Genomic DNA, 20,915 nt, shown 5'->3' with positions numbered 1-20,915 from the left:
CCGTGGCACGGACGACGCCGGACGACGGCGAGCGCGGGACGACGCCGGACGACCGCGAGCGCGGGTCCATGCACGTGATGACGATCCCTGTCGCCGTCGGCATGGTGACCGTGGCGGTGCTGGTCGTGACCATGCTGGGCTCGGCGACCGACGACCGCCGGGAGGCCGGCACGGCCGCCGACGCCGCGGCGCTCGCCGCGACCCAGGAGTGGGACGAGCACCTGGGGCTGCTGCACGGCCTGCACCTCGGTGTCTCCGCGCCTGAGGAGTTCTGGGGGCTGGCCGAGGAGGCGCTGCTCAGCCAGGGCCTCCAGGAGGAGATGTACGAGGCGGCCGAGGCGTACGCGGAGGGCAACGGTGCCGAGCTGGTCGGGTTCGACGTCGACCCCGAGCGGCTCCAGGTGACCGTCCGGGTGGAGCACGACGAGGCGGTGCCGGGCACCGCGATCCGCCCGGAGGCGTCCGCGACCGCCGGCATCACGCTGCGCGGCGGTCTGTGCGTGGACGGCGACGGCCTGGGCTGGCTGATCGACGGGCTGTGCCTGACGGAGCCGGAGGACGACGCGGAGGAGGAGCCGGACGACGTGGAGGAGGAGCCGGACGGCGACGTGGAGGAGGAGCCGGACGAGGGCGACGACGAGGAGGATCCGGACGAGGACGACGACGAGGAGGACTGGACCCCGCCGGAGGTGGACGGCTACTCCAGCGCCGTGGTGCTCGTGGGCTGAGCCGCATCGGCTTGCGCACAGTGCCCGGTCCGTGACTTCATGTCGACATGAAGTCAGTCCCGGTACCTGGAGATCCTTCGATCTGGTCGGTAGGTGACCTCGCTGCGCGGTTCGGCCTGGACACCCACGTGCTGCGCCACTGGGAGTCCATGGGCCTGCTCAGCCCGGCCCGCGACGGCGCGGGCCGCCGTCGGTACGGCCCCGACGACGCCTTCCGTGTCGCCACGATCATCCGCAGCAAGGCGGCGGGCATGAGCCTCGAGCAGATCCGCGTGATGCTCGACGGCGGAGCCTACGACCGCCACGTGATCCTCGAGGAGCACATCGCGGACCTCGACCGGCGGATGGCCGAGATGGAGCTGTCCCGCGAGATGGCGCGCCACGCCCTCGAGTGCCGCGCGCACGACATCGCCTCGTGCCCGAACTTCCGCGCGCACGTCCAGGACATCGTCGACGGCAGGGCAAGTCACCGTCCGCCCCTCGCCGAATCCCTGAGGCAGAGACACTGACACCCAGCTCAGGGGCTTCCCTGGCTCGTCCCTGGCTTGTCCCCGGAACCGCCCGAGAACCCTTGGTTCGCAGGTCAGAGCCGTGAAATAACCTCCACATGAAGACGCCCAGACTCATCCCGTCAGCACTCGTCGCGACGGCCCTCGTGGCCTGCACGGCGGTCGTCGCACCCAGCGCGGCGGCCGGTCCGGCGGTGGTCGGCCCGACGTCGGCTACCGCGTCGTCGGACGACGACACCCCGGCACTCTTCCTGTCCGAGCCGACCGGGCAGTACCCCGTCGGCATGAAGCCCGTCCACCTCGTCGACGAGGACCGCGCCGACCCGTGGCGGCCCGAGCGGCGCCGGGAGCTCATGGTGTCGGTGTGGTACCCGGCGCTGCCGTACGGCGAGCCCGCGCCGTACACGACGGAGGCCGTCTCGGCGGCGATCGTCGCGACCGCGGGGCTTCCGGTGGCGCCGGACATCCTGACGACCGTCGAGACCAACTCCTACGACCGCGCCCCGGCGCTGCCGGGCCGGCGGTCGCTCGTGGTGCTGTCGCCGGGCGCCGGCCTCAGCCGGGAGTCGCTGACCTCGCTCGCCGAGGACCTGGCATCGCGCGGGTACGTCGTGGCCGGCGTCGACCACACGTACGAGGCCCGTGCCATCCAGTTCCCCGACGGCAGGGTCGCCCCCTGCCTGCTCTGCCAACGTGAGAACAGCGCGGAGGTCGGCGCGTGGGTCACGCGCGGCCGCGCCCTCGACATCGACTTCGTCCTGGACGAGCTGACGCACGGCCGGCTCTGGCGGCACGGGCCGACCGTCGACGCGCGGCACATCGCCGTCGTCGGCCACTCGCTCGGTGGCGCGTCCGCCGCGGCCGCGATCGTCGACGACCCGCGCGTGGACGCCGGGGTCAACATGGACGGCACCTTCCAGGTGGACTTCCCCGGGACGGGGATGGACCGGCCGTTCCTCATGCTGGGCAGCGCCTCGCACGAGCCGGGTGCCAGCGACGGGACGGACTGGCCGGACAACCGGGCACGCCTGGGCGCGACGGGCCTGTGGCTGCAGGTTCCGACCGCCAACCACGGATCGTTCACGGACCAGCTGATGTTCCTCGACCAGCTCGGCGTGCCGGGGCCGGGCGGGTTCATCGGTGGGGCTCGCGGCGTGGAGATCACCAACGCCTACGTGGGCGCGTTCCTGGACCGCCACCTGCGCGGCCAGGCCGCACCGCTGCTGGACGGTCCGGTGGCCGAGTATCCGGAGGTGGAGTTCCGGGACGGGCAGTGAGCCGCGCAGCGACCGGTGCGTCGGCCGGTGCGTCGGCCGGCGCAGCCCCGAATTCCCCCTGACGCGGCGCGCCTCGATCCCTAGGATCTGGCGCATGTCGAACCCAGCCACCCACCCCGCCGTCGAGAAGGTCACCGCTGCGCTCGCCGAGGCCGGCGCCACCGGCCAGGTCCGCTGGCTGGACGACGCCGCGACCACCGCAGCGCTCGCCGCCGCGCACCTCGGCATCGCAGTGGGCCAGATCGCGAACTCACTGGTGTTCCTCTTCGACGGCGTGCCCACCCTCGTGCTGACCTCCGGTGCGCACCGGGTCGACACGGCGTGGCTCGGGGAGCAGATCGGCGCGACCATCACCCGCGCGTCCAAGGAGCAGGTCAAGGAGGCGACCGGGCAGGTGATCGGCGGTGTCGCGCCCGTCGGGCACCCGGCGCCCGTACCGACCTACGTCGACACGGCCCTCGCCGCCCACACCGAGGTGTGGGCGGCGGCGGGCCACGCCAGGACGGTGTTCCCCACGACGTTCGACGAGCTGGTCCGGATCACGGGCGGGACGCCGACGGCGGTGGCGCCGACCTGAGGGCTTGCCCCTCAGGGCCCGAGAGCCTAAAGTCATCTGTGACATCTGAATCAGTTGTGACATTTGAACGGGAGGTGTGGCGATGGCTCTTGAGACGGCGAACATCCCTGCTGTCGAGCTTGATGCTCTCGAAGAGTTCGCGCGCACCAGCGCAGGTCCCGAACTGCGCGATGTGTTGCTGACGCTGAGTCGTGCTGCGCGCGATGGCTCGCAGTTTTCGATCATTGATGCCAACGCCGTTCTGTCGCCGAATCAGGCCGCTGAGCGTCTCGGCATGAGTCGCACGCACCTCTACAAGCTCCTGGACGGAGGCGAGATCGTGTTCCATCGCGTGGGCCGTGATCGCCGCATCAGAGTGAGTGACCTGATCGCCTTCGAGACGCGCCGTCAACGTGGTCGCCGGGAGCTTGCCGAGCGTTTTGCCAGCCAAGACCGCACGCGCGCGAATGCGATCGACGAGGTCGCAGATGGTCTTTAACCCGCCCGAGCGTGTTTGGCGAAGCACATCTATGGTTGTTTGGTGCACAGTCGACGAGCTCGCCCTACGCTTCACCTGCTATCGGAGCATCTGACTTCCGGATGGACTTCGCCGCTGCCCGGGAGGGCGCTCGCTGAGGGCGACCTCAGCCGACTGCATCCGTTGCCGGAACTGCCGCACCCGATCATCCGGAAGGCCGCGGCGTCGTTCGCTCACACGGCAGATGCTGACAACTTCGTTGGCACGATCACGAGCAGCACCGAGTTGCGGCTCTTCGAGATCAAGGCCGGTCAGTGGCGTGGCGGTGTGTGGCAAGACGCTGAGACCAAGGTCAACTGGTTGGTCGTCGCAGGGCTTGCCAAGGGCGAGCATCAGGATCACGACGACTTCTACATGCGCGTGAAGAGGGCCAACGACGGTGGGGTAACCGATCAGTGGCTGCCGACCGAGGCGGACTGGCGCCTGCTCAAGCAAGAGACGGCAGCCCGATTGATCACCGAGTGGGAACTGGCCTTGCAGTCACAGATGTTGGACTCCGTGCGCGTGGTCCAGCGCGGTGGGACGACGAGCGGTGCTATTCGTCACGTGTCCACCGAGAGGCCTCCCATCGGACGGTTCACGAGCTCGAACTCTTCCCGGAGCCTGCGTTCGCTGGAAGCAACCTGCTCTGGCAGGCGACGCTCCGCTCGCTGATCTCACTCAATCCACCTGAGCAGGGTTGGGACCGCGACAGGAACTCGTACATGACGATCGCAGAGCCTGGCGCCCTCTCGATTCGAGTCTGCGAGCTCGAACGGCTCGTGGGAGAAGGTGAGCTGGGCGAATCAGTGCCCGGCGCCCACAGCCATTACACACATCGCATGCACCTCGCGGGACAGACCGTCGCGGGCAGGGCTGCGCGTGCCCTTTGCGGCGTCTTCTTCGTGCCGACCCAGGATCCTGAGGGTCTGCCGGTGTGCTCCAGCTGCGAGCAGCGCTACAACGAGATGCCTGGCTGAGGGCGCCGGAGCCGCGTCTCGTGCCGGGCTCCGCGGCCTACCGGAGCCCCGTCACCGTCACCCGGATCGACAGCAGCATGTGCGTCGCCGTCACGAACAAGGTGTTGCGCTTCGGTCCGCCGAACGTCAGGTTCGAGCAGACCTCGGGCAGCAGCAGCTTCCCGAGCAGGGTGCCGTCCGGGTCGAAGCAGTGCAGGCCGTCGTGCGCGGCGGCCCAGAGCCGGCCCCCGTCGTCGACCCGGACGCCGTCGAAACCGCCCGCGTCGCAGGTGGCGAACACCTCGCCGCCGGACAGCGACAGATCCTGCCCCACGTCGAAGCGACGCAGGTGCCCGCGCTCGGTGTCGGTGACATAGAGGCTCCGCTCGTCCGCCGAGAACGTCAGGCCGTTGGGCCGGGAGAAGTCGTCGGTGACCCGCGTGACCGAACCGTCCAGGTCACGGCGGAAGACGTGACAGCCGTCGATCTCCGGCGTGGCCCGAAAGCCCTCGTAGTCGCTGTCGATGCCGTACGCGGGGTCGGTGAACCAGACGCTGCCGCCGCTGTGCTCGACCAGGTCGTTGGGGCTGTTGAACCGCTTGCCCTCCCAGCGGTCCGCGAGCACGGTCACGGTGCCGTCCGGCTCGGTGCGGGTCACCGAGCGGGAGCCGTGCTCGCACTGGAGCATCCGGCCCGCACGGTCGATGGTGCGGCCGTTCGCGTACCCGCCCGGGCTGCGCCAGACGCCGACGGCGCCGGTCGTCTCGTCCCAGGACAGGACCCGGTCGCTCGGGATGTCGCTGAAGAGCACGGTGCGCCACGCCGCGGAGTAGGCGGGACCCTCGAGCCAGCTCCCGCCGTCGTACAGCACCTCGACGAACCGGTCCCCGCGGACGGGGGAGAACCGCTCGTCGTGGCGCTCCCACTGGGCACGGATCCTGGTCACGGTCACGGGAACATCATCGCGTGTGAATCCGCGAACCGTGAACGGAGTGTGAGGGGTTCCGTCCCCGCACAACCAACGGTGGGTCGAGAAGCGTCAACATGACGTGAAGCAAAACGTCGGTACGGAAGCGAAAGCGGAAGCAGCCGTGCCGACGCACGTGCCGATCCGCCCTGCTCGGCACGCGGCCGTGAGGGCGGTGGCCGGTGCCAGGCATCCCCGGCTCGCGGGCATCGATGCCGCGCGAGGGCTCGCCCTCGTCGGGATGATCGTCGTCAACGTCGGGCCGGTGGGCTCGCAGTCCCTCCTCCAGCGCCTCTACCTGCTGCCCTACGGGCGGGCCTCCGTGCTCTTCGTCGTCGTGGCCGGCATCGGCATGGGATACCTGCTGAACCGGCGGCCGGAGCGAGAGCGGTGGTCGACGGTCACCTGGCGCGCGGCGCTCCTCTTCGGGGGCGGGGCCGCGCTCCAGGAGCTGACGGACCAGGTCAACGTCATCCTGCCCACCTACGCGGTCCTCTTCCTGCTGGCGCCGCTGCTGTGGCGGCTGCCCGACCGCGCGCTGCTGGGTGTCGGCGTCGTGATCGCGCTCGCCGGGCCTGCCGTCATCGTCGCGCACGAGACGATCTGGCCGGGCCCGCAGCCGGTCGACCCGGTCACCCTCGGCACGCCGCCGTGGGAGGCGGCGTACTCGCTCCTGCTGACCGGCCGGTACCCGCTGCTGAGCTGGACGGTGCCGTTCGTCGCGGGTCTGTGCGTCGCGCGGCTGGACCTCACCGACACGGCGGTGCTCCGGCGGCTGACCGCCGGTGGGGCCGCCGTCGCGGCGGTCGCGGTCGCGGTCGCCCAGCTCGCGTACCTGCTCATCGGGCCGGACGCGGACCATGGCCCCTGGCGCCTGCTGACCGGCGCCGCGCACGGCCAGATGCCGTTGTGGCTGGCCAGCAGCATCGGCGGCGCGGTAGCGGTCGTCGCGGCATGCGTGCTGGTCCTGCGCCGGTTCGAGGGGTCGCGGGTCCTCGGCTGGCTTGTCGCGTGCGGCCGGCTCTCGCTGACCCTCTATGTCCTGCACTTCGTCGTGCTCGCGGTGATCAAGCCCGCGCAGGGGTTCTCGTTGGGGCAGGGCGTCCTGATCAGCTCGGTGCTCGTCGTCGCCGTGGTCGTGGCGGCCGTCCTCTGGGCGAGGACGGGCCGGACCGGCCCGATTGAGCAGCTCCTCCGCCGGTCGTGGCTCCTGCCGCCGACGACGCGGGTACGCACCCCCACGCAGACGCACCGAACCGAGGAAAGGGCAACACAACAGTGACTGACCAGAAGAAGCGGCCGGGCATCGCGGCGGCGTTCGTGACAGCCGCAGTGATGGTGGGGCTCGGCGCCTGTACGGCGGCGCCGCCCGATCCAGGGCCCGGCCGGTCGCCGTCCCCGTCGGCCTCGTCGTCGGGACCCGCACCCTCGTCCACGCCCCCGCCCGCAGCGGAGCCGGAGCTGGGCGCCCACGGCGTCAGCGCCGGACACCCGCTGGCCGCCGAGGCCGGCGCGCGGATGCTGGAGCGAGGCGGCACCGCCGTGGACGCCGCGGTCGCCGCGGCCTTCGCGGACGCCGTCCTGCAGCCGGCCAGCTCGGGCATCGGGGGCGGAGGCGCCGCGATAGTCCTGGCCGAGGGGGAGGCGGCGAACTACGAGTACCGCGAGGTGGTCAACCAGGCCGGCGAGATCCCGGACAGCGGCGCGGGGATCCCCGGTTTCGTCGCGGGGATGGAGCGGCTGCACCGCGACCACGGATCTCTGCCCTGGGCCGACCTGCTCGAACCCGCCGTCGAGATAGCCCGGTCCGGCGCGCCGGTCTCGCGGTACCTCGCGTCCCAGATCGCCGGCGCCCCCGGTCCGGAGGTCACCGCGTCGCTCCCGCACTTCCGGCGCGACGACGGCTCGGTCCTCCGCCGGGGCGACGTGCTGGTCCAGGAGGAGCTCGCCACCACCATGCGCACCCTCGCCGAGGACGGCGCCGACTCCTTCTACACCGGCAGCCTTGCCCGGACGCTGGCCGAGACCCCGGGGATCGACCTGGAATCCCTCGCCGCCTACGAGGTCGACGTCTACGAGCCCGCGGCGGGCCCGGTGGGCGAGTTCACCATGCTCTCCGGAGCGCCGGCGCTGCCCGGCGCCGCCATCATCCAGCTGCTGCAGATCGCCGAGGCCGCGGGCATCGCCGACGTCGATCCCGACTCGCCCGAGTACGTCGACATCCTGTCTCGTGCCTGGCAGGTCGCCGACACCTCCGTTCAGGAGCACTTCGGGGACCCGCGCTTCGTGGACGTCCCCGTGGAGTCGCTCACCGACCCCGAACGGAACGCCCAGCTCGCGGCGACCCTGCCGGGTGTGGCCGAGACGAGCCAGAGCTCGGCCGCGTTCGCGAGCTACGAGGGCGCACCGAACACGACCCACATCTCGGTGGTCGACGCCGACGGCAGGGCGGTGTCGATGACCAACACCATCACCAACTACTGGGGCAGCGGGCAGTACGTCGCGGGGTTCTTCGTCAACAACCAGCTCGGACGGTTCGGCGACGTCGGGGTCGACGGGGCGAACCGGCCGGAACCCGGGCGCCGCTCCGTGACCTGGAGCTCGCCGTCCATGCTGCTCGACGAGCGGCAACGGCCGGTGCTCGTGGTCGGCACCCCGGGCGGCCAGCAGATCCCGAGCACCATCGCGAACGTCGTCGCCCGCTGGGCCCTGCACGGCCAGCCGCTGGAGACCGCCGTCCGCTCCGGCCGGTTCTACCTGACCGGCGGCGAGCTGCGCCTGGAGACCCCGCAGCTCGCCGACGCGATGCGGGGGATGGGCTACGACGTCGTCGTGACGGACGAGGCGGCCCGGCCCAGCTACGGCTCGGTGCAGGCGCTCGTGGTCAGGTGGGGGCAGGGGCGGGTGGGCGGCTACGCCGACGAGCGCCGTTCGGCGGGCTACGTGGTGGGCCGGGGCTAGCCCGGCTGAGCCCCGGCCAGCACGGCCTGCGCCGTCGTGACCTCGATCAGCGGCGCGTAGAGCCGCATGACGTCCAGCGCGCGCTCGTGGTTCTCCGGCGTCGAGCCGGCGCAGGCGTCGGCGACCACGAGCACGCGGCGGCCCGCGTCGGCGGCGGCGAGCGCCGTCGAGATCACGCAGCAGTCGGTCGCGACGCCGGCGAGCACGAGCGTGCCGGCGTCGTGCGTGGCGGCGGCCAGCTCCGGGCCCCACTTGCCGAACGTGGGGAGCGCGACGACGGGCGCCCCGGCGTCCGCGACGTCGGCCAGGTCGGTGATCTCGTAGAGCGGGTCGTCCTCGGGCACGAGTGCGAACGGCCACTGTTCGAAGTAGGCGCGCCAGGCGCCGTCGGGCACCGTGGGGGCGATGTACCTGGTGAGGACCGTGCGGCCCGAGAAGGCGGGGAGCAGACGGCGGGTTCCGGCGAGCGCGGCCGGGTAGTCGGGGGAGGCCCATGGGCTGGGCGGACGCGCGAAGACGTCCTGCATGTCGATGACGACCAGTGCCGTGTCGAGCCCGGGCGGCGCGACGGCGGCCGCTCCGCCGTCGCTCACCGCTCCTCCTGGCGGCGGACGGCGCGCGCGGTGAGCAGGAGCGTGCCGAAGAAGCCGAGGGCCAGGGCGACGAGCACGCCCAGGTTGGCGTACGCCCAGTTCCCGTCGACACCGCCGAGCGGGCCCAGCAGGTAGCCCTGCCAGGCGAGCCACGGCGCGTAGGTGTTGGTCACGAGGCCCCACCCGATGGCGGTGCCGCCCAGCACCAGCGCCACGGCGGACCAGTTCACGGATCCGTACCGGCCGGCGGCGTCGTACAGGTCGGCGTCGGTGTAGTCGCGGCGGCGCAGCAGGATGTCGGCGAGCAGCACGCCGCACCACGCGGCGACGGGTACGCCCAGCGTGATGAGGAAGCCCTGGAAGGGGCCGATGAACGAGTCCGCGACGAACACGACGTAGATCGCGCCGATCACCATGAGCCCGCCGTCGATGGCGGCGGCGACCCAGCGCGGGGCGGGCAGGCCCAGGGACAGCAGTGCGAGGCCTGAGGAGTAGATGTCGAGCGCCGCGCCGCCGATCAGCCCGGCCAGGGCCACCACGACGAACGGGATGAGGAACCACGTGGGCAGGAGCGTGGACAGGGCGCCGATCGGGTCGGCGCCGATCGCCGCGTTCAGGTCGGGGTCCGAGCCGGCGAGCAGCAGGCCGAACACGAGCAGCACCACGGGGGCCAGTGAGGCGCCCAGCGTGGTCCAGCCGACGATCCGCGGGCCGGAGGCGGAGCGGGGCAGGTAGCGCGAGTAGTCGGCGGCCATGTTGACCCAGCCCAGGCCGAACCCGGTCATCATGAACACGAGACCGCCGATCACCTGCGGTGCGCCGCCGGCGGGGATCGCGGCGACGGTGGCCCAGTCGACGTGGTCGGCCACCAGGATGATGTAGACGACGGTGAGCACGGCGGTCAGCACGGTGATGATCACCTGCAGCCGCATCACGAGGTCGAACCCGAAGACGCCTGCGGCCACGACGATGCTCGCCACGACCACGAGGGCCACGATCTTGGTGACGGTTCCGCCGCCCCAGCCGAGCGCCCCGAGCACGGTCGAGGTCGCGAGCGTGGCAAGGGCCACGAGCACCGTCTCCCAGCCGACGGTGAGGATCCAGGACAGCAGGGAGGGCAGCTTGTTGCCGCGCACCCCGAACGCCGCGCGGGACAGCACCATGGTGGGCGCCGAACCGCGCTTGCCCGCCAGCGAGATGAACCCGCAGAAGAGGAACGACACCACGATGCCGAACGCGCCGATCACCGTCGCCTGCCAGAACGAGACACCGAAGCCGAGCAGGTAGGAGCCGTAGCCGAGTCCGAGCACGGACACGTTGGCCCCGAACCAGGGCCAGAACAGGCTGCGGGGCGCGCCGTGCCGCTCGGACTCGTCGATCGTGTTGAGGGCGTTGGTCTCGACCGCCGTGGGGACGCTCATGGTGGCGATCCTGCCACCTGCCGGTGACACGCACGAGAGGCCCGCACCGATGTGGTGCGGGCCCCTCGGGTGGCTGGGTTCAGCCGGCGCGGACGTCAGCCGACGCGGATGAAGGTCGGGCTGTTCTGCCAGATCTCCGTGTAGCGCACGGTCTGGCCGGGGACCGGCGCCTCGACCTGCATGCCGTCGCCCGCGTAGATCGCGACGTGGCCGGGGCTCCAGATGAGGTCGCCCGGCTGGGCCTCGGCCTGCGAGACCGGCGTGCCGGCGTAGCGCTGCTCCGCCGAGGAGTGCGGCAGGTCGATGCCGATCTGCGCGTAGACGTACGACGTGAACCCGGAGCAGTCGAACCCGGCGGGCGTCGAGCCGGCCCAGACGTACGGCACACCGAGGTACTGCATGGCGATCGACACGATCTCGGACCCTCCGGCGGAGGCCGGGGCGGCCTGCTCGACGGGCGCGGCGGTCTCGACGACCTCCTCGACGACCGGCTCGGGCTCGGGTTCCGGGGCGGGGGTCACCTCGATGGTGCCCGTCTCCAGCGTGAACTTGCTGTCGGCGGCTACCTGCACGGCGGGTGCGGTGTTCACGGCCTCGACCACCACGGCCTCGGCGACCGAGCCCTGCGACGTCTTGTTCAGGAGGTCGAGCTCGGCGGTGGACGGGCTGTTGTCGGCCACCGGCGCGGCGTCCGCGGGAACGCTGAGCAGGGAGACCGCCAGGCCGGAGCCGGCGACGACGAGTGCGCCGCGGCGGGCGGCACCTGAGATGCCCCGCGCCGCGGCACGGGAGAGGGGAGTCAGCGGGGTGATCGGTCTGCGGGCAGCACGGTGGCGCCCAGGCGTGCGAGTAGTCAAGAGCTTCTCCTGACGCCTACGAGGTGAGCTGTCGGATTCGGATCGGAGAATGACCCGGCCGCGTACTACCGGTGCGGCTTCACCCCAAGGACACCGTCTCGGTGCCCGCTTACCTGGTTCCCCCGTCCCTGTCTTTTGTCTGTGCAGTCTCGAGGAGGTGACAGGGCTCGGCGCCCACCTCGAGTGCCCGCGGACTTCCCGCGAACCGGAGCGACGCTAACCCCGTCCGGCCGCAAAGTCACAATCGCATCACGGCTCACGGGCCAGATCGCGTCCTACTTGACCCGAATTGTCCCTATGAGGTAGATCACTCCGCCGCCGGGGGAACGTTGTGATTCCGGGCAAACAGGTTGCTCGGGTCGTATTTCCGCTTCACCGTGGCAAGTCGCTCGTAGGTTCCCGCCGGATAGACCGCCGCGACGTCGTCCGCGGTGGTGGTCCCGAGGAAGTTCGAGTAGGCGCCGTTGACGTGCGGCGCGAGCCTGGCCCAGATCGCCGCGAGGCCAGGACGGGCGGCCTCGATCACGGGCTTCGGGCCACCGGCCACCGTCGCGACCAGCAGCTCCGCACTGCGGTGCGCGTACGCCGTCGCGTCGTCAGGGACTCGCGACACCGCGCCACCGACGCTGCGGACCGCTATCGACGGCGCACCCGCCGACGTCCCGACCTCGGCGAGGATCCGCAGCACGTCGGGCACCGACTCCCGCTCGACGAAGCCGCTGTGGCCCAGCAGTTCGAGACCCGGCGGCAGCGCCGCGCCCTCCACGAGGATGTCGGCGTAGGCGTGCGGCGCGACGTCGTCCTCCAGCACCGTCCCGAGCCGGCGGATCGGGTCGAGCGCCCTGGCCGCGAGCTCCGGGTCGTCGCCGTCGAACGCCACATGGATCTCGAGCGGCGCCTCCGGGCCGCCCGCGAACGGGTTGGCCACGTTCGCGATCGAGGTGAGCTCCTCGGGCGCCGTGCGGAGGTGGTCCGCCCAGCCCTGGAGCACGACGGCGGTCTCCGCGGCGGGGAACGTGATCTTGCCGAAGAAGACCGCTGTCGTCGGGTGGGCCACGAACTCGAAGGAGGTCACGACGCCGAGGTTGCCGCCGCCCCCGCGGACCGCCCAGAACAGCTCGGGGTTCTCCTCGGCGCTCGCGGGCACGACCACGCCGTCGGCGGTGACCAGCTGCGCGGCCACCAGGTGGTCGAGCGTCAGGCCGTGCTTGCGGACCTTCCAGCCGATGCCGCCGCTCAGCGTCAGCCCGCCGACCCCGACGCTCCTGGTGTCGCCGGAGGAGATCGCGAGGCCGTGCGGCGCCAGCGCCTCGGCCACCTGGCCCCAGGTCGCGCCGCCGCCCACCCGGACGAGACGGCGGTCCTCGTCGATCACCTCGACGTCGGCGAGCCCGCTCAGGTCGATCACGATGCCGCCGTCGTTGGTGCCGAAGCCGGGAAAGCTGTGGCCGCCGCCGCGCACGGAGAGCGTCAGCCCTGATCCGGCGGCGAACCGGACGGCCGTCTGCACGTCGCCGACCGTCTTGGGGCGCAGGACGAAGGCCGGGCTGCCCGCGACCAGCTTCGCGCGGCTCACCGCCTCGTACTCTGCCGCGCCCGGCTCGATGACGTCGCCGCCGAAGTCGCGCCGGAGGTTCTCGATCGCTGAGGTCATGGGATTCCTTCCACAGGGGGCGCGTGGTGCGCCCGATGTGGAAGAGACTCCTCAGCTCAGAGAGATGTGACCGCGAGAGGTGTGACGGCGGTCACAGCTCGCCCATCAGGTCGAAGTCGAAGCCCTCGGCGCGCGCGAGGTAGAGGCGGTGCTGGGCGTGGTTGCCCTGGAACCGCATCGGGCCGCGCGGTCCTTCGTACACGACGCCGTCCACCGATCGGTCGGTCGCCGCGACGGCCGCGCTCCCGGCCCGCTCGACGATGGTGCGCAGCGCGAAGATCCCCTCGTAGCAGGCCTCCGCCGCGGCGCCGACGGCGGGGGCGTGCACGCCGTGGTGGGCCGTGTAGCGGCCGATGAGGTCGAGCGCCTCGCCCGTCGCCAGGCTCCGGAACCAGCCGCCCGTCGAGTACAGGTTGGCCGTGCCGCCCACGCCGCTGCCCATGAGCATGTTCTCCTCCATGAGCGTGCTGAGGCGGACCACTCGCTCGTGCAGGCCCTGCCGGGCGAACGCCCTGTTGAACCGCACGGCGTTCTGGCCGACCATCAGCATCAGCACGCCGTCGGCCCGCGACGCCTCGATGTCGTTCACGACGCCGCCGAGCTCCGCGCGGCTCGCTCCCTGCTCGGCCAGGAACCGGGTGCCGGCGAACTCGACGCCGAGCGTCGTGGCCTGGGAGGACAGCACCTGGAACGTGCGCCGTGGCCAGGCGTAGTCGTCACCGACGACGTACCAGGTCCGCACTCCGAGCTCGGCCCGGAGCCGGGAGATCGCTGGGAAGAGCTGCGCAGACGGGACCTCGCCGGTGACGTAGAGGCCCGGCCGGGTCTCGGAGCCCTCGTACGCGGCCGGGTAGACGTACGGCACGCGGCGCTGCACCAGCGGCACGACGGCGTTCCGCACCGCCGAGGTGTGCCACCCGGTCAGCGCGTGGATGCTGCCGCCGGTCAGCACCCCGGCCACCTGACGCCGCAGGACGGGGAGCGGCTGACCCGCGTCGAGGAACTGGGCACGCACCGGACGGCTGAGGATCCCGCCCGTCGCGTTCAGCTCCGCCACGGCCAGCTCCGTCACGGCCTGGCACGACGGACCGTAGATCCCCCCGGGACCCTGGAAATGCAGGAGGGCACCGATGACGAAGTCCGACATGACGCCCCGTCCCGGTGATGGGCCCTTTCCTGGGCTCGGCCTGTGTTGGCGGGTAGTGTACGAGCACACAGGAAGGGCACGCGCTCATGCGGACTGCTGATGAGACGGTCACGGCTACGCCCCACGGCGACGTGGCTGACGCGATGTCCGCGACCGTGCTGCGCGAGTCCGTCCTCGCTGCCCGCCGCGCTGCCCGGAACGCCGCCGAGGTGCTCGGCCCGGAGGGCTACACGCTCGACGAGTGGCTGGTGCTCGACGTCCTGGGCGCGGGCGACGGCCTGACCATGTCGCAGCTGCGCGAGGCGGTGCTCGCCGACAAGGCGACGCTCGGCCGCCGGGTCGACGACCTGCTGACCAAGGCGCTCGTCTACCGCGAGGTCGACGCCTTCGACCGCCGCGTGATCCGGGTCTACCTCTCGTCCCGCGGCCGCGACGTGCTCGCCCGGCTGACGGCGCGGCTCGCGCAGGGCTGAACGCCCTCCGCCCGTGGCCTGCTGGCGCGCCGGGTGTTCTGCCAACGCGTGGGCCGGGTGGGCGCCCCGGGTGGTGAGGTACACCCGAAGCGTGGGTGCCAGGTCTCCTGAATAACGTCCACCTGCGCCCGACTCAGTTCAGCCTGGCTGAATAGTTCGGGACGGGCCGCAATGCCGGGGCACAGCCGAACGCAGTTCAGCCCAGCTGGCACCCACCCAAAGGGCTCTGTGCGCCCCCGCGTCTTCACAACTGCAGGCTCGACGCACCTATGCCGTCGGCCGCCTGTTTCGCCGAGGGGAAGTGAGGTAGGCGCCCGCGCCCCAGGCCAGCAGCAGCACCACCGTGAGCACCACGCCGTACGGCTCGAGGCTCACCGAGGCTCCCGGCACCCAGCCCAGCCACGGCGCGTGCTCGACGGCGACCTGGACGAGAGTCACGAGGCCGATCCCCAGCGCGGCCAGCGCCGAGATGCCCGTGACGACGACGTCGTAGCGCATCCGGGTGCCCGTCTCGCCCACCTTGACGGTGCCCGCCATGCTGCCGTCTGCAGTTGCCCGGCCGCTGCCCGCGTGGGTGTAGACACGTCGGGCCACCGCGCCCTGGGCCGAGTCCAGCAGCGACATGCCCGCGGCGAACAGCACCGCGAGCGGCAGCGCCGAGTACCACGCGACCTGGCCGACGGCGGCGGACGCCGTGATCGCCAGCAGGCCGATCTCCGTGGCCGTGTCGAACCCGAGCCCGAACACCAGCCCGACGACGTACATCCGGGCCGGCCTGTCCGTCGACCACTCGAACCGGCGCAGCAGCCAGGTGACCGGACCGCCGGCGTGGTGCGTGTGGCCTTCCGGGTCGGCGCTCCCCGGGGCGGCGCCGGCCCGCCCGCGCAACGCGCGGCGCAGCATGGCGATGTTGACGGCGGCGATGGCCAGCAGGAACGTCCCCGAGACGAGCGGTCCCCAGACGCCGGTCGCACGGCGCAGCCGCGACGACTCGTCGCCGAGCATCGGCGCCAGGGCGTGCACGCCGAGGGCCAGGAGCAGGGCGGCGCCGAGGACCACCGTCGAGTGCCCCAGCGAGAACCAGAGCCCGACCCCGCGCGCGTCCCGGTCCGCGCGGACCAGCCTGCGGGTCGTGTTGTCGATGGTGGCGATGTGGTCGGCGTCGAACGCGTGGCGCAGCCCCAGCGCGTAGGCCGCCAGCCCCATCGCCACGGTGATCGCCCCGGTGCCGCCGTCCGCGGCCAGGGTCGCGGCCAGGCCGCCGATCCCGACGACGTGGAGCGCGACGACGACGGGGACCGTCGCGCCCCAGCGCTCGCGGTGGGTCGAAAGGTCGGTCGGGCTGGTGCTCATGTGTCCTCCGAGTAGATCGCGGGCTCCTGGCTGCGGTCCCCAGGCTTGGCAGTGCCATATCTCCGGGCTTTCCGGCACCTATGAGCCTGTTGAACCAGAGTCAGGAGCCAGGGGGCTGAGGTGGGTAGCTGGGCCCAGCCAGCGGGTGAGGGTTCCGCCGCGTTCCAGGTGGAGCACGACGGCGCCGTCGCAATCCGGTGCCGATGTCGGCTCCGAACGCTCGGGGGTGGCGGCGAGGCTTCCGCACACGTCGGTGACGGTGTCCATCACGGTGTGCTCGCCCAGGACGCCGGGGACCGGGCGGTTCCCGGACGCGGTCAGCTCCTCGACCAGGATCGGGCCGACGTCGTCAGCGATGTCCGTGCGGAGCACCATGCGGCCGCCGCGCTCGCCGGACCGCCCCAGCACCACGGTCTCCCGCAGGGTGAGGGCCGCACCGGCGCCGAGCCGCGCCGTCGTGGTGCGCCGAACGTCCGCTCCGGCGGCCACGATGAACGGCAGCCCCGCCCAGGTCAGGCGGGCCCCGGCACCAATACTGAGGTCCGCGTCCCACCGGCACTCCCGTCCCTCTCCGTCGTAGGCGACGGTGCCGCCGACGTCGGTCAGGGTGAGGGCGCATCCGGGGGCCACCTGGATGCTGACGACGACCTGGTCACCGCCGAGCAGCATGGCGCCGCCCGCGACCAGCGCGACCTCCGCATGCGACCCGTCGCGGGCGACGACCCGCGCCGCCAGCAGGCCGTCCGAGGTGCGGACGCGTACGGGCGCGCCGAACCCCGTCGGGCGTTCGACCGCGACCCGGGTCACCCGCGGGGACGACGGCGCTCGCAGCACCGCAGCCGTCGAGCTCCCGTCCGGCGTGCTCGACACGGTGTCCGGCCCGTCCCGCAGCGCGTCCGGCACGGACGGTTCTGTGCTCAGCATCGGCAGGTCAGTGCGCGTGGGCGTGGTCGTGTGCCTGGTCCTCCTCGTCGTGGCTGTGCACGTAGCCGCCGTCCTCGTCCGCGTGGAAGTGGGGCGCCATGGGGCCGGGATCCTGGGCGACGTGCGCCCCGGCCTGGAAGCTGGCCAGCACGCCGAGCACCCAGGCGCGCAGCTCGGCGACCGACGTCTCGTCGCTGCGGGAGAGCGCGACGACGGCGCGGTTCTCCCGTGCCGCCGACGCGTCGGCGACCATCTGCTCGACGTCCACGCCGACGTACGGTGCGAGGTCTGTCTTGTTGACGACGAGCAGGTCGGCCCGGCCGATCCCGGGACCGCCCTTGCGGGCGACGTCGCCGCCGCCGGCGACGTCGAGCACGAAGATCTGGGCGTCGACGAGCGCGGGGGAGAAGGTGGCCGTGAGGTTGTCGCCGCCCGACTCGATGATCACGAGGTCCAGCGGGTCGAAGTCGCGCTCCAGGTCCTCGGTGGCCAGCAGGTTCGCGGTGACGTCGTCGCGGATGGCGGTGTGCGGGCAGGCGCCGGTCTCCACGGCGCGGATGCGTTCGGGCTCGAGCACGCCGGCGGAGCGCAGGAAGCGGGCGTCCTCGTCGGTGTAGATGTCGTTGGTGATGACGCCGATGCGCAGCTCGGCGCCGAGCGCGCGGCACACCGTGGCGATCAGGGACGACTTGCCGACGCCGACGGGTCCGGCGACCCCGAGACGCAGGGCGCGATGAGCGGCAGACGTGTCAGACGCAGGGGTCACCCGAGTGACCTGCGCGTCTGACATGTCGAGGGCGGGGGAAGGGGCGGGGGCAGGTAGGGAATCAGGCACGGAACAACCTTTGGCTCAGGAGGGAGTGGGCCTGCGCCCAGCCCTCGGTCTGCGGGGAACCGGAGGCCGGGATGTCCTCCGGGGTGGTGCACGCCGCGACGCGCAGCACGTGCTGCTCCGCCGCGGCGCAGGCTTCGAGGACCCAGCGCGCGGGCGTGACCGGGTCGAGCGGTTCGAGCTTGAGCAGGGCCGACGCCGCGGTCTGGGCGTCGTCGTAGACGGTGAGGCGGACGGTGTCGGCGGCGGGCAGGCCGGTCGCCGCGGCGACCGCTCCCAGCACGACCGCGCGGGGGAGCGGCCCGTGGCCGGCGTCGTGCGCGACCAGCGCTTGCACGGCCGGAGAAGCCGCCCACAGCGTCCGCGCGAGTCGCAGGTAGCCGCGGCCGAGCAGGCGGGCGGCGTCGCGCAGGGCGGGCGCGGGCGTCCGGGCCGCCCAGGCACGGACGACGTCGGCGAGGCCGAAGCCGCCGGCGACCCGCGCGCCGTCGGACGACGTCCCGGCTCGGTCAGCGAACCCGCCGCCGTCGGCGCACGCGAGCAGCCGCGCCGTCACCACGGCGGTGCCGGCCTCGACCAGGCTCACGGTCGTCGCCCGCCCGACGATCCAGGCGGGCACGTCCCCGGTGGGCATGCCGCCCAGCAGCGCGGGCTCGAGGCTCGCCGAGTGCGCGTGCCCGCCGCTGGGCAGGCGGGCGTCCGCGAGCAGCAGCGCCACCGAGAGGGCGTGGGGTGAGGTCACGTGCCGCTCAGAACATCGAGTAGAGCTGGGCGAGCGGCAGCCGGACGGCGGGCGCGGGCTCGACGAGGTCGCCGTCCACCCGGATCTCGAACGTGTCCGGCCGGATGTCGATCCGGGGTAGGACGTCGTTGTTGCGCATGTCCGCCTTCCCGACGTCGCGGGTCGGTGCCACGGCGGCCAGCTCGCGCCGCAGCCCGAGGCGGTCCGCCAGCCCGTCCTCGATCGCCGCCGGGGCGACGAACGCGAGCGACAGGTCAGCGGCGATCGCGTCGCCGAACGCCGGGCGCTGCAGCACGGGCTGCGGCGTCGGGATGGACGCGTTCGGGTCGCCGAGCGCTGCCCACGCGATCACGCCGCCCTTGAGCACGACGTCGGGCCGGACGCCGAAGAACCGCGGGTCCCACAGGACCAGGTCCGCGAGCTTGCCCGGCTCCACCGACCCGACGTGGGCGTCGATGCCGTGACCGATCGCGGGGTTGATCGTGTACTTGGCGACGTAGCGGCGCGCGCGCTCGTTGTCCGCGGGCTCCGAGCTGCCGAGCGGGCCGCGGCGGTGCTTCATGACGTGCGCGACCTGCCACGTGCGGGTGATCACCTCGCCGATCCGGCCCATGGCCTGGGCGTCCGACGACGTGACCGACAGCGCCCCCATGTCGTGCAGCACGTCCTCGGCGGCGATCGTCGTCGCGCGGATCCGGGACTCGGCGAACGCCAGGTCCTCCGGGACCGCCGGGCTCAGGTGGTGGCAGACCATGAGCATGTCGAGGTGCTCGGCGACGGTGTTGACGGTGTGGGGGAGGGTCGGGTTCGTGGACCCCGGGATGACGTGCGGCAGGCCCGCGATCGTCAGGATGTCGGGGGCGTGCCCGCCGCCCGCGCCCTCGACGTGGAAGGCGTGGATCGACCGGCCCCCGATGGCGTCGACCGTCGACTGCACGAACCCCGCCTCGTTGAGCGAGTCCGAGTGCAGGGCGACCTGCAGCCCCCACTCCCCGGCGGCGCGCAGTGCGGCGTCCAGCGCGGCCGGGGTGGCGCCCCAGTCCTCGTGGATCTTGTAGCCGCCCGCGCCGGCCAGGGCCTGCTCCGCCAGGGCGTCCGCGCTCACCGTGTTGCCCTTGCCGAGCAGCAGCACGTTGACCGGCACCGGGTCGAGCGCCCGCAGGATGTGCCGCAGGTGCCCCGCGCCCGTGACCGTCGTCGCCTTGGAGCCCTCGGACGGGCCCGTCCCGCCGCCCGCGACCGTCGTGATCCCCGTCGCGAGCGCCTCGTGCAGCTGCGACGGCGACAGCAGGTGCACGTGCGCGTCGAAGGCCCCGGCCGTGAGGATCCGGCCCTCGCCGGAGATGACGTCCGTGGACGGCCCGATGACCAGGTCGGGGTGGACGCCGTCCGCGACGTCCGGGTTGCCGGACCGGCCCAGGGCGACGATGCGCCCGTCCCGCAGCCCGACGTCGGCCCGGACCACGCCCCACCAGTCCAGGACGATCGCGTTCGTGATCACCGTGTCCAGCGCGCCCTGCGCGCGGGTGCGGGTCGACTGCGCCATCGACTCGCGGATCGACTTGCCGCCGCCGAACACCGCCTCCTCGCCGCCGGCCGTGTAGTCCTCGGTGACCTCGATCCACAGGTCGGTGTCGCCCAGGCGCACCTGGTCGCCGACCGTCGGGCCGTACAGGGCGGCGTAGCGCTCGCGGTCCACCCAGGCCATCAGCGGTTCCCCGGTTCGTCGTCGGCCGCCGGTGGCTCCGCAGGGGCGGACGCCGGAGCGGCGACCGGCCCCAGCGCGCCGCCGTCGTCCTTGCCCCGCTGGAGGCCCGGGACCCGCCGCGCGCCGCGGATCGTCACGGCGTCGACCTGCCGGCTCGCGCCGGGCTCGAACCGCTGCGACGTGCCGGAGGGCACGTCGAGCCGGAACCCGTACGCGGCCTCCCGGTCGAACTCCAGCGCTGTGTTGGCGTCGGGCAGGTGCAGGTGGGAGCCGATCTGGACGGGGCGGTCGCCGGTGTTCAGGACGACGAGGCGCAGGCGTTCGTGCGGCGCGCGGTCGGCGTTGATCTCGATGCGGCCGGGGGCCACGCGGATCGCACCTGGTCCGGTCGATGTGTGGGCTGACATGAGGGCCTCTCTGCAGGACCGGCTACTGGACCGGGTGGTGGAGCGTCACGAGCTTGCGGCCGTCGGGGAACGTGGCCTCGACCTGGACGTCGGTGAGCATCTCCGGGACGCCGTCCATGACCTGCTCGCGGACCAGGACCTCGCGGCCGGTGTCCATGAGCGTCGCGACGTCGGCACCCTCGCGGGCGCGCTCGATCACCCAGCAGGACAGCAGCGCCACGGACTCCGGGTAGTTGAGCCGCACGCCACGCGCCAGGCGGTCGCGCGCGACCATCCCGGCGGTGGCCAGCAGCAGCTTCTCGACGTCGGCAGGGCTCAGGTGCACGGCCC

At 72.5% G+C, this 20,915-nt stretch carries 23 protein-coding genes and 1 riboswitch; of the genes, 10 read left to right on the top strand and 13 right to left on the bottom strand.

The window, feature by feature from the left end; all coding sequences use genetic code 11:
• Positions 1 to 2 precede the first annotated feature (2 nt).
• From ACNYC2_RS19450 to ACNYC2_RS19420, 7 genes are all read left to right on the top strand, one after another.
• Complete coding sequence (locus tag ACNYC2_RS19450; RefSeq protein ID WP_419703370.1) at positions 3 to 728, top strand: pilus assembly protein TadG-related protein; 726 nt, start codon at positions 3 to 5, stop codon at positions 726 to 728.
• A 47-nt stretch (positions 729 to 775) separates the two neighbouring features.
• Positions 776 to 1,237, top strand: a complete 462-nt coding sequence (locus ACNYC2_RS19445; RefSeq protein WP_419703369.1) for a MerR family transcriptional regulator — start codon at positions 776 to 778, stop codon at positions 1,235 to 1,237.
• A gap of 98 nt (positions 1,238 to 1,335) precedes the next feature.
• Complete coding sequence (locus ACNYC2_RS19440; protein ID WP_419703368.1) at positions 1,336 to 2,514, top strand: alpha/beta hydrolase family protein; 1,179 nt, start codon at positions 1,336 to 1,338, stop codon at positions 2,512 to 2,514.
• Positions 2,515 to 2,608: 94 nt separating this feature from the next.
• The gene (locus tag ACNYC2_RS19435) at positions 2,609 to 3,091 is read left to right on the top strand and encodes a YbaK/EbsC family protein (RefSeq protein ID WP_419703367.1); all 483 of its coding nucleotides are present in this window, start codon (positions 2,609 to 2,611) and stop codon (positions 3,089 to 3,091) included.
• Between the two features lie 82 nt (positions 3,092 to 3,173).
• A complete protein-coding gene (locus ACNYC2_RS19430) occupies positions 3,174 to 3,569 on the top strand; it encodes a helix-turn-helix domain-containing protein (protein WP_419703366.1) in 396 nt (131 codons plus the stop codon).
• A gap of 162 nt (positions 3,570 to 3,731) precedes the next feature.
• Positions 3,732 to 4,262, top strand: a complete 531-nt coding sequence (locus ACNYC2_RS19425) for a hypothetical protein (protein WP_419703365.1) — start codon at positions 3,732 to 3,734, stop codon at positions 4,260 to 4,262.
• A 50-nt stretch (positions 4,263 to 4,312) separates the two neighbouring features.
• Complete coding sequence (locus ACNYC2_RS19420; RefSeq protein WP_419703364.1) at positions 4,313 to 4,567, top strand: DUF3039 domain-containing protein; 255 nt, start codon at positions 4,313 to 4,315, stop codon at positions 4,565 to 4,567.
• A 37-nt stretch (positions 4,568 to 4,604) separates the two neighbouring features.
• On the opposite strand, the gene ACNYC2_RS19415 is transcribed toward ACNYC2_RS19420, so the two are convergent.
• Entirely contained in the window at positions 4,605 to 5,498 is an 894-nt protein-coding gene (locus tag ACNYC2_RS19415; RefSeq protein ID WP_419703363.1) for an SMP-30/gluconolactonase/LRE family protein, read from the bottom strand.
• A 139-nt stretch (positions 5,499 to 5,637) separates the two neighbouring features.
• Between ACNYC2_RS19415 and ACNYC2_RS19410 the strand changes: the two genes are divergently transcribed.
• Both ACNYC2_RS19410 and ACNYC2_RS19405 read left to right on the top strand, forming a co-directional pair.
• Entirely contained in the window at positions 5,638 to 6,795 is a 1,158-nt protein-coding gene (locus ACNYC2_RS19410; protein WP_419703362.1) for an acyltransferase family protein, read from the top strand.
• On the top strand, positions 6,792 to 8,474 hold the full coding sequence (locus ACNYC2_RS19405) for a gamma-glutamyltransferase (protein ID WP_419703361.1): 1,683 nt from the start codon (positions 6,792 to 6,794) through the stop codon (positions 8,472 to 8,474). Before ACNYC2_RS19410 ends, ACNYC2_RS19405 begins: the two co-directional genes overlap by 4 nt.
• Here ACNYC2_RS19405 and ACNYC2_RS19400 read toward each other — a convergent pair.
• The 5 genes from ACNYC2_RS19400 to ACNYC2_RS19380 form a co-directional block, all read right to left on the bottom strand.
• Positions 8,471 to 9,067 carry a cysteine hydrolase family protein gene (locus ACNYC2_RS19400; RefSeq protein ID WP_419703360.1) on the bottom strand — a complete coding sequence of 199 codons (597 nt, stop codon included), beginning with the start codon at positions 9,065 to 9,067 and terminating at the stop codon, positions 8,471 to 8,473. The genes ACNYC2_RS19405 and ACNYC2_RS19400 overlap by 4 nt on opposite strands.
• Positions 9,064 to 10,488 (bottom strand): purine-cytosine permease family protein, encoded by a 1,425-nt coding sequence (locus ACNYC2_RS19395; protein WP_419703359.1) that lies wholly within the window; start codon positions 10,486 to 10,488, stop codon positions 9,064 to 9,066. The genes ACNYC2_RS19400 and ACNYC2_RS19395 overlap by 4 nt, the downstream gene beginning before the upstream one ends.
• Positions 10,489 to 10,583: 95 nt before the next feature.
• The gene (locus ACNYC2_RS19390) at positions 10,584 to 11,345 is read right to left on the bottom strand and encodes a C40 family peptidase (protein ID WP_419703358.1); all 762 of its coding nucleotides are present in this window, start codon (positions 11,343 to 11,345) and stop codon (positions 10,584 to 10,586) included.
• Positions 11,345 to 11,528, bottom strand: a riboswitch (cyclic di-AMP (ydaO/yuaA leader). Its footprint overlaps the gene before it by 1 nt.
• 124 nt (positions 11,529 to 11,652) lie before the next feature.
• Positions 11,653 to 12,999 (bottom strand): FAD-binding oxidoreductase, encoded by a 1,347-nt coding sequence (locus ACNYC2_RS19385; protein ID WP_419703357.1) that lies wholly within the window; start codon positions 12,997 to 12,999, stop codon positions 11,653 to 11,655.
• A gap of 91 nt (positions 13,000 to 13,090) precedes the next feature.
• Positions 13,091 to 14,146: a substrate-binding domain-containing protein gene (locus ACNYC2_RS19380; protein WP_419703356.1), complete on the bottom strand. Its 1,056-nt coding sequence runs from the start codon at positions 14,144 to 14,146 to the stop codon at positions 13,091 to 13,093.
• Between the two features lie 86 nt (positions 14,147 to 14,232).
• Between ACNYC2_RS19380 and ACNYC2_RS19375 the strand changes: the two genes are divergently transcribed.
• Positions 14,233 to 14,619: a MarR family transcriptional regulator gene (locus ACNYC2_RS19375; RefSeq protein ID WP_419703355.1), complete on the top strand. Its 387-nt coding sequence runs from the start codon at positions 14,233 to 14,235 to the stop codon at positions 14,617 to 14,619.
• Between the two features lie 267 nt (positions 14,620 to 14,886).
• Here the strand turns inward: ACNYC2_RS19375 and ACNYC2_RS19370 are convergent, their stop codons facing one another.
• The 7 genes from ACNYC2_RS19370 to ACNYC2_RS19340 all read right to left on the bottom strand — a co-directional run bounded on the left by ACNYC2_RS19370 (position 14,887) and on the right by ACNYC2_RS19340 (position 20,910).
• Positions 14,887 to 15,972 (bottom strand): HoxN/HupN/NixA family nickel/cobalt transporter, encoded by a 1,086-nt coding sequence (locus ACNYC2_RS19370; RefSeq protein ID WP_419703354.1) that lies wholly within the window; start codon positions 15,970 to 15,972, stop codon positions 14,887 to 14,889.
• Between the two features lie 78 nt (positions 15,973 to 16,050).
• Positions 16,051 to 16,896, bottom strand: a complete 846-nt coding sequence (locus ACNYC2_RS19365) for an urease accessory protein UreD (RefSeq protein ID WP_419703353.1) — start codon at positions 16,894 to 16,896, stop codon at positions 16,051 to 16,053.
• 7 nt (positions 16,897 to 16,903) lie between these two features.
• Complete coding sequence (gene ureG, locus ACNYC2_RS19360; RefSeq protein WP_419707862.1) at positions 16,904 to 17,686, bottom strand: urease accessory protein UreG; 783 nt, start codon at positions 17,684 to 17,686, stop codon at positions 16,904 to 16,906.
• A gap of 37 nt (positions 17,687 to 17,723) precedes the next feature.
• Positions 17,724 to 18,470, bottom strand: coding sequence for an urease accessory protein UreF (locus ACNYC2_RS19355; protein WP_419703352.1), 747 nt, complete (start codon positions 18,468 to 18,470; stop codon positions 17,724 to 17,726).
• A 7-nt stretch (positions 18,471 to 18,477) separates the two neighbouring features.
• Complete coding sequence (locus ACNYC2_RS19350) at positions 18,478 to 20,178, bottom strand: urease subunit alpha (protein WP_419703351.1); 1,701 nt, start codon at positions 20,176 to 20,178, stop codon at positions 18,478 to 18,480.
• The gene (gene ureB / locus ACNYC2_RS19345; RefSeq protein ID WP_419703350.1) at positions 20,178 to 20,585 is read right to left on the bottom strand and encodes an urease subunit beta; all 408 of its coding nucleotides are present in this window, start codon (positions 20,583 to 20,585) and stop codon (positions 20,178 to 20,180) included. Before ureB ends, ACNYC2_RS19350 begins: the two co-directional genes overlap by 1 nt.
• 22 nt (positions 20,586 to 20,607) lie before the next feature.
• Positions 20,608 to 20,910, bottom strand: coding sequence for an urease subunit gamma (locus ACNYC2_RS19340; protein ID WP_377137201.1), 303 nt, complete (start codon positions 20,908 to 20,910; stop codon positions 20,608 to 20,610).
• Between the last annotated feature and the right edge of the window lie 5 nt (positions 20,911 to 20,915).

Origin of the sequence: Promicromonospora sp. NFX87 (assembly GCF_048564965.1) — a bacterium.
Taxonomy (GTDB): domain Bacteria; phylum Actinomycetota; class Actinomycetes; order Actinomycetales; family Cellulomonadaceae; genus Promicromonospora.
This window is presented reverse-complemented; position numbering and strand designations above follow the sequence as displayed.

What these genes read in the sequence shown, in the direction of transcription:
- ACNYC2_RS19445 (WP_419703369.1), top strand. Translation starts at nt 776, where the DNA reads ATGAAGTCAGTCCCGGTACCTGGAGATCCTTCGATCTGGTCGGTAGGT.
- ACNYC2_RS19440 (WP_419703368.1), top strand. Translation starts at nt 1,336, where the DNA reads ATGAAGACGCCCAGACTCATCCCGTCAGCACTCGTCGCGACGGCCCTC.
- ACNYC2_RS19435 (WP_419703367.1), top strand. Translation starts at nt 2,609, where the DNA reads ATGTCGAACCCAGCCACCCACCCCGCCGTCGAGAAGGTCACCGCTGCG.
- ACNYC2_RS19430 (WP_419703366.1), top strand. Translation starts at nt 3,174, where the DNA reads ATGGCTCTTGAGACGGCGAACATCCCTGCTGTCGAGCTTGATGCTCTC.
- ACNYC2_RS19420 (WP_419703364.1), top strand. Translation starts at nt 4,313, where the DNA reads ATGACGATCGCAGAGCCTGGCGCCCTCTCGATTCGAGTCTGCGAGCTC.
- ACNYC2_RS19395 (WP_419703359.1), bottom strand. Translation starts at nt 10,488, where the DNA reads ATGAGCGTCCCCACGGCGGTCGAGACCAACGCCCTCAACACGATCGAC.
- ACNYC2_RS19385 (WP_419703357.1), bottom strand. Translation starts at nt 12,999, where the DNA reads ATGACCTCAGCGATCGAGAACCTCCGGCGCGACTTCGGCGGCGACGTC.
- ACNYC2_RS19380 (WP_419703356.1), bottom strand. Translation starts at nt 14,146, where the DNA reads ATGTCGGACTTCGTCATCGGTGCCCTCCTGCATTTCCAGGGTCCCGGG.
- ACNYC2_RS19375 (WP_419703355.1), top strand. Translation starts at nt 14,233, where the DNA reads ATGCGGACTGCTGATGAGACGGTCACGGCTACGCCCCACGGCGACGTG.
- ACNYC2_RS19370 (WP_419703354.1), bottom strand. Translation starts at nt 15,972, where the DNA reads ATGAGCACCAGCCCGACCGACCTTTCGACCCACCGCGAGCGCTGGGGC.
- ACNYC2_RS19365 (WP_419703353.1), bottom strand. Translation starts at nt 16,896, where the DNA reads ATGCTGAGCACAGAACCGTCCGTGCCGGACGCGCTGCGGGACGGGCCG.
- ureG (WP_419707862.1), bottom strand. Translation starts at nt 17,686, where the DNA reads ATGTCAGACGCGCAGGTCACTCGGGTGACCCCTGCGTCTGACACGTCT.
- ACNYC2_RS19350 (WP_419703351.1), bottom strand. Translation starts at nt 20,178, where the DNA reads ATGGCCTGGGTGGACCGCGAGCGCTACGCCGCCCTGTACGGCCCGACG.
- ureB (WP_419703350.1), bottom strand. Translation starts at nt 20,585, where the DNA reads ATGTCAGCCCACACATCGACCGGACCAGGTGCGATCCGCGTGGCCCCC.